Annotated in this window: 6 protein-coding genes, 1 tRNA gene and 1 pseudogene; 5 read left to right on the top strand and 3 right to left on the bottom strand. The window is 65.2% G+C overall.

From position 1 onward, the window contains the following. Both ABIE58_RS19815 and ABIE58_RS19810 read right to left on the bottom strand, forming a co-directional pair. The coding region (locus ABIE58_RS19815) for a DNA cytosine methyltransferase (RefSeq protein WP_354546352.1) at window positions 1-586 on the bottom strand (586 nt) is incomplete at its 3' end. A gap of 191 nt (window positions 587-777) precedes the next feature. Then, window positions 778-854: transfer RNA gene (locus ABIE58_RS19810), tRNA-Met, on the bottom strand. Window positions 855-954: 100 nt separating this feature from the next. Here ABIE58_RS19810 and ABIE58_RS19805 point away from each other — a divergent pair. Further along, the gene (locus ABIE58_RS19805) at window positions 955-2382 is read left to right on the top strand and encodes an FAD-binding oxidoreductase (protein ID WP_354546351.1); all 1428 of its coding nucleotides are present in this window, start codon (window positions 955-957) and stop codon (window positions 2380-2382) included. Window positions 2383-2397: 15 nt separating this feature from the next. Here the strand turns inward: ABIE58_RS19805 and hemC are convergent, their stop codons facing one another. After that, window positions 2398-3345: a hydroxymethylbilane synthase gene (hemC, locus tag ABIE58_RS19800; RefSeq protein ID WP_354546350.1), complete on the bottom strand. Its 948-nt coding sequence runs from the start codon at window positions 3343-3345 to the stop codon at window positions 2398-2400. A 96-nt stretch (window positions 3346-3441) separates the two neighbouring features. Between hemC and hemE the strand changes: the two genes are divergently transcribed. The 4 genes and pseudogenes from hemE to ABIE58_RS19780 form a co-directional block, all read left to right on the top strand. After that, window positions 3442-4476, top strand: coding sequence for a uroporphyrinogen decarboxylase (gene hemE / locus ABIE58_RS19795; RefSeq protein WP_354546349.1), 1035 nt, complete (start codon window positions 3442-3444; stop codon window positions 4474-4476). Between the two features lie 90 nt (window positions 4477-4566). After that, window positions 4567-4764 (top strand): hypothetical protein, encoded by a 198-nt coding sequence (locus tag ABIE58_RS19790; protein ID WP_354546348.1) that lies wholly within the window; start codon window positions 4567-4569, stop codon window positions 4762-4764. A gap of 66 nt (window positions 4765-4830) precedes the next feature. Next, a complete protein-coding gene (gene tnpA / locus ABIE58_RS19785; protein WP_354546347.1) occupies window positions 4831-5229 on the top strand; it encodes an IS200/IS605 family transposase in 399 nt (132 codons plus the stop codon). A 73-nt stretch (window positions 5230-5302) separates the two neighbouring features. Next, window positions 5303-5852: pseudogene (locus ABIE58_RS19780) on the top strand (IS21 family transposase); the annotation flags it as partial. Window positions 5853-5945: the final 93 nt, after the last annotated feature.

Genomic DNA, 5945 nt, shown 5'->3' with positions numbered 1-5945 from the left:
AACAGCAGAAAGAAACTTCTACAACGCAGATTGCGCGGCTAACATCGCCGCAGAATGACGAACTCAAACGTCTCCGGTAAACCCGGTCTGGTTCATCGTGTATCTCGGCGAAGACCTCGTAACCGAGTTTCGTCAAACCCCGGTGAAGCCCTTGGAAATGATGCTTGTGGCGACCACGCAGCAACTCTTTCACGTTCTCAATAACCACGTATCGTGGACACCAGGCTTCTGCGAAGGCGGCCGCACGTGCGACAAGGCTGTTGCGCCCATCGTCCAGCACGTGATTGCGACTCTGCTTTTGACTAAAGCCAGTGCAGGGCGCACAGGAGATGAGCACGTCCACGTCGCCCGCGCCGAAGCTAAAGTGCTCGGCCACCTCGTCCGGCCCCGTCACGGCAAGGTCAGCGGACATGGGACGCAGGCCAAGATTTCGTTCGTAGGTGTCGTTGCAGAATGTGGCCCCCGTCCCGTGACTGGGCTTCGCGACCTCAAGGTCGACGGTGCCGATGGTTTGGTGTCCTAGGCTTGCGAAGCCAGTGGACATGCCGCCACCGCAGGAGAATAGGTCTACGAAGTTGAGGCTCATGCTTGCGACTACATCTTGTGGTTTCGTTGGGGTCTTCCCCAATGCAGCGCATGACGGACGGAACGGGAACGGGAAACTTCGAGTCGTGCCTGGGGACACAGTTCTTGGACCAGATTCTGTGCTTATACTGTTCTCGACCGAAAGGCCTCAACCAAGAGAGTCTATAAGTATATGTTATTATTAAGTTATTTTGGTAGCGGAGGAGGGACTTGAACCCCCGACACGCGGATTATGATTCCGCTGCTCTAACCAACTGAGCTACTCCGCCAGACCGGGGGCTAGGTATGCCAGAGGCCGCGAGGCGTCAAGCCGCAATTTGTGAGGCCGGGGGCTTGTCGCTGCGGCGGTCGTGGCGCACAGTCGCGGGCATGGACAAAGCCCCCCTGCCCCTGCTCAACGAAATCGCCTGCCTCATCGGCGCGCCCCATCTGATGCGGGGCGAGGCGGCGGCGCGCTGGTCGGGGGACTGGGCCGGGCATATGCGCTGGCAGCCGCTGGCGGTGGCGCGGCCCGGCGATACCGCCGAGGTGGCGGCGCTGATGCGGCTTGCCAATCGCCACCGCTTGCCAGTGGTGCCGGTCTCGGGCAACACCAACCTCGTCAAGGGCACGGCGGCGGAGGGGGCGCTCATGCTGTCGCTCGACCGGCTGTCGGAGATCGGTGAGCTGCGGCCCGCCGCGCGGGTGGTGTCGGTCGGCGCAGGCGTGGTGATCGAGACGCTCAACGCCGCGCTCGCCGCGCATGACCTGATGTTCCCGCTGAGTTTTGGGGCGCGCGGCTCGGCGATGGTGGGCGGCGTGCTCTCGACCAATGCGGGCGGGGCCAATGTGCTGCGCTATGGCAACACCCGAGATCTGTGTCTCGGGCTGGAGGTGGTCACGCCGACCGGCGAGGTGATGAACCTGATGGGCGCGCTGCACAAGAACAACTCGGGCTATGACCTGCGCCACCTGATGATCGGGGCCGAGGGCACGCTGGGGATCATCACCGCCGCCGTGCTTCGACTGGTGCCGCGCCCGCGCGCGCAGGCCACGGCGATGGTGGCGCTGCCCTCGCTCGATGCGGCCCCTGGCCTGCTCAACCGGTTGCAGGACGAGACCGGCGGCGCGGTCGAGGCGTTTGAATACATGCCGGCGAGTTTCATCGCGGCGCTGCTCAAGCGTTTCCCCGAGATGCGCCCGCCCTTTGAGACCGCCCACGAGGTCAACATTCTGGTGGAGCTGGGCGCGCGCGCGCCGCGCGACGTGACCCCCGATGCGGGCGGGCAGATCCCGCTTGCCGCGCATCTCGAATCGGTGCTGGCCGCGCTCTGGGAGGCGGGCGAGATCAGCGATGCCGTGGTCGCCCAAAGCGAGGCACAGCGCGCCGAGATCTGGGCAGGGCGCGAGGCCTCGGCGCATATCCTGCGGGTGCGCAGCCCGGTGGTGGAGGGCGATATCGCGGTGGCCACCGACCTTGTGGCCACGCTCGTGGCGCGCACCGAGGCGGTGTGCCGCGCGCTTGACCCCGAGATCGAGATCACCGGCGTGGCGCATCTGGGCGATGGCAACCTGCATTTCGTCGGCTGGCCCTCGCGGCCCGATTCGGACCTCTGCCGCGATCTGAGCCGCGCGGTCGAGGCTGAGGCCATCGCGCTCGGCGGCAGTTTCTCGGCCGAGCACGGGATCGGGCTGTCCAAGCTTGATGCTATGGCGGCGCATAAGGACCCGGTCGCGCTCGCAACAATGCACGCGATCAAGCGCGCGCTTGATCCCAATGGCATCCTCAACCCCGGCAAGCTCTTGCCGGGCGGCTGAGCCCCGCCAGCCCCGTCAGCCCCGCCAGTCGAAAAAGCCGGGGCCGCCCTCGGCCAGAAGCCGCGCCGCCATCTCGGCACCGAGCGCCGCGCCATCCTCGATGGGGGCGCTGGCGTCATCGGCGTGGCGTGCGCTGCCATCGGGGCGCAGGATTTCGCCGCGCAGGCGCAGCGTGCCGCCGTCGATCTCGGCCAGCGCGGCGATGGGCGTTTCGCAAGAGCCGTCGAGTGCGGCCAGAAACGCGCGCTCAGCGGCAAGGCGCTGGCCGGTCAAAGCATCGTGCAGCGGCTCCAGCAGCGCCGCCACGCGGCTGTCATTCTCGCGCCGCTCGATCCCGATAGCCCCCTGCGCCACGGCGGGCAACATCACCTCCGGCTCTATCGCCGCCGTCGCCACATCGGCGCGACCCAGCCGGTTCAGCCCCGCCATCGCAAGGAAGGTGCAGGCCGCCACGCCGTCCTCGAGCTTCTTGAGCCGGGTCTGGACGTTGCCGCGAAATTCCACCACCTCGAGATGCGGATAGGCCACCAGCACCTGCGCGCGCCGCCGCAGCGAGGAGGTGCCGACGCGCGCGCCCTCGGGCAGGTCGGCAAGGCCGCCCGCACCGGGCGAGACGAACGCATCGCGCACATCCTCGCGCGGCAGGTAGCAATCGAGCGTGAGGCCGCCGGGCTGCAGCACCGGCATGTCCTTCATCGAATGCACCGCGATGTCGATCCCCCCCGACAAAAGCGCGTCCTCGATCTCGCGGGTAAAGAGGCCCTTGCCGCCGATCTCCTTCAGAGGGCGGTCCTGCACCCGGTCGCCGGTGGTCTTGATGACCGAAATTTCAAACGCCTCTTCGGGCAGATCGAACGCCGCTTGCAGGCGCCGGCGGGTCTCGTGCGCCTGCGCCAGCGCCAACGGCGAGCCGCGTGTGCCGATCTTGAGCGGGTGGGTCGGGGTGGGCAGATCCTGTGTCATGCGCGATGGTTTAGACGCGACAAAGCGGCGTGGCAAGCGCGCCGCGCCTTGACATCATGCGCTGTCAACGCGACCACAAGGCAAACGGAGGACTCCATGTCAGAAAACAAGCCGATCCTGCGCGCCCTGAATGGCGAGACGCTGCCCACACCGCCCATCTGGATGATGCGGCAGGCGGGGCGCTACCTGCCGGAATACCGCGCGACGCGCGCGCAGGCAGGCGATTTCCTGTCGCTGTGCTATAACAGCGATCTGGCCACCGAGGTGACCTTGCAGCCGATTCGGCGCTATGGCTTTGACGCCGCGATCCTGTTTGCCGATATCCTGCTGGTGCCGCAGGCGCTCGGGGCCGATCTGTGGTTCGTGACCGGCGAGGGGCCGCGTCTTTCGACGATCACCGACCGGGCCGGGGTGGAGCAGCTGAAACCGGTCGCGGATATCCACGAGACGCTCAACCCCGTCTATCAGACCGTGCGCAACCTCGCGGGAGCCTTGCCGCCCGAGGTGACGCTCATTGGCTTTGCCGGTGCGCCCTGGACCGTCGCGACCTACATGATCGCCGGGCGCGGCACGCCCGATCAGGGGCCTGCCCACGCGCTGAAAGACGCCGACCGCCCGGTCTTCGAGGCACTGATGGAGCGGATCACGCAAGCGACCATCGAATACCTCTCGGCGCAGATCGAGGCCGGGGCCGAGGTGGTCAAGATTTTCGATAGCTGGGCCGGATCGCTCAAGGGTGACGATTTCGACCGCTACGCCACCGCGCCCGCCCGCCGCATCATCGCCGCGCTCAACGAGCGCCACCCCGGTATCCCGGTCATCGCCTTCCCGCGCGAGGCGGGCGAGAAATATATCGGCTTTCACGCCGCGACCGGGGCGGATTGCGTCGCGGTGGACGATTCGGTGAGCGCCGAATGGGTTGCCGAAAACGTGCAGGTCGATGGCTGCGTGCAGGGCAACCTCAAATCCTCGCATATGGTGACGGGGGGCGAGGCGCTGGTCTCCGAGACGCGGCGCATCGTCAAGGCGCTCGCGGGCGGGCCGCATATCTTCAACCTCGGCCACGGTATCACGCCCGATGCCGATCCCGACAACGTGAAGCGCATGATCGACGCGGTGCGCGGCACCTGAACGCCCCAGGGCGTGCCTGTTGCCCATGAGCAGGGCCGCAGGCCAACTTGGGCTGCCATAATGGCCGGAGCTGTAGGACAAGCGCCACAGATGGTCATAATCACGCAAGATATCCTTCTGCGCCTCGGGTTGGCGCTGGCACTCGGACTGCTGCTGGGGCTCGAGCGCGGCTGGCATGACCGTACCGCGCGCGAGGGAGACCGCGTCGCAGGTATCCGGACCTTCGTTTTCCACCTAAAGGATCGAAGCCACCGGCTTCCAGCCGGTCCGCTTCAGCGCCTCTCTTGATGATCTCCCTCCCCGGAATTTGAAGCCATACCCCTTCGGGGGCTTCAAATTCCGGGGAGGGAGATCATGCGTTACTCGTCATCCGCGCACACGCGATTCTACCGCAGGTTCCACGTCGTGTGGGCGACGAAATATCGTTATAAGGTTCTGCAGGGCGCAATGCGTGAGCGGATCCGCGAGATAATCATCCAGACCTGCGATGAGCTGGGCGTCCATATCGTGCGCGGCGTGCTGGCGCGCGACCATGTCCACATGTTCCTGTCGATCCCGCCGAAACTGTCGCTGTCGGATGTCATGCAGCGCATCAAGGGCAGGTCGTCGCGCCGGATCCAGATGGAGTTTCCCGAGTTGCGCAAGCGCTACTGGGGAAGGCGCTTTTGGGCGCGTGGGTGTTTCTCGACCACGTCCGGAAATGTCACCGACGATATCATACTTCAGTATCTGGAATTACATTCCCCCAAATGATGCTACCGGCGTCAGCCGGTAGTCGTTCACTGTAGATTTGTATCGGAAGGTTCGGCTGGCCTGTGCTGAGGGCATGAGCCAGCGAGAGGCGGCGCGGCATTTCAGCATCTCGCGCGAGAGCGTAGCCAAGATGATGGCGTTTTCGGTTCCACCTGGATATCGGCGATCGGCACCGGTCAAGCAACCGAAGCTGGATGGCTTCGCCGGGATCATCGACGGGTGGCTGGACAGTGATCGGGAGGTTCACCGCAAGCAGCGGCACACGGCGAAGCGGGTGTTCGAGCGGCTTCGTGATGGCGAGCCTTGTCGCGCCGTCGCCCATCGGGCTCGAACCGATGGCGCCACGATGGGCAACTCCGAGCGACAATGGCGACGCCGCACAGCGATGCCTGCTTCGTGCGTGCCTATCCGGCGGCCACTGCCGAGGCATGGGTTGATGGCCACGTTCACGCTTTCGCGTTCTTCGGCAAGGTGCCCGCGTCGGTCCTCTACGAAAGTGATGAGGATCAGGGAACGATCCGAGGGATCGTTTCCCCGACGAACCGCTGTCTGGTTGCGAAGATTCTTCCTGATGGAACGCGTCAGCGCGCCACACTCTTCGAGCCGGGTTCCTGCCGCATTATACCAACGGCCCTATGAATTGACCGCTTTGGCATATTCTCGGTCACTGATAGAACGGACGCGTTCCTGATCGTTTGCGAAGAAGTTCCACGCGT

Source organism: Roseovarius sp. MBR-78 (genome assembly GCF_040547535.1).
Classification (GTDB): domain Bacteria; phylum Pseudomonadota; class Alphaproteobacteria; order Rhodobacterales; family Rhodobacteraceae; genus Roseovarius.
Note: the sequence above shows the minus strand (reverse complement) of the source record. Positions and strands in the feature narration are given on the sequence as shown.